We start from the raw sequence: 330 nt of genomic DNA on the forward strand, positions 1-330 counted from the left end.
ATGCATTGGAGCTCCCCAGGGAGCGCTGCGGTGCCACCGATGAGATCCGCGAAGGCCGCCTGCAGCCGATCCATCGTGCCGATGAGGCCGCCTTCGTACCAGGCGAAGCCGCGCAGGAGGGAGAGCATGCTGCTCGGGTGGGTGATGAGGGGGGCGCTCGGCGTGAACTGCGCAGTGACCGCGGAAAGATCCGAAGCGGCGGCGCTCGCCGCGCTCTCGGCGCTTTCTGCGGAGCCCGCCGTGGCGTTGGCGGCGTCGCGGAGGGCCGCGGCCTGCTCCTCGGTGAGCGGGTCACCGGTCGCGAGCGCGTCGGTCAGTCGGAGGAGTTCG

Annotated in this window: 1 protein-coding gene; it reads right to left on the minus strand. The window is 71.5% G+C overall.

Going from position 1 to position 330, the window contains the following annotated elements:
- Nucleotides 1-330, minus strand: a 330-nt coding sequence (locus OOT08_RS15340) for a hypothetical protein (RefSeq protein WP_325093715.1), incomplete at both ends; no start/stop codon positions are given.

It is taken from the genome of Leucobacter sp. M11 (assembly GCF_035726885.1).
Lineage (GTDB): Bacteria > Actinomycetota > Actinomycetes > Actinomycetales > Microbacteriaceae > JAPFRB01.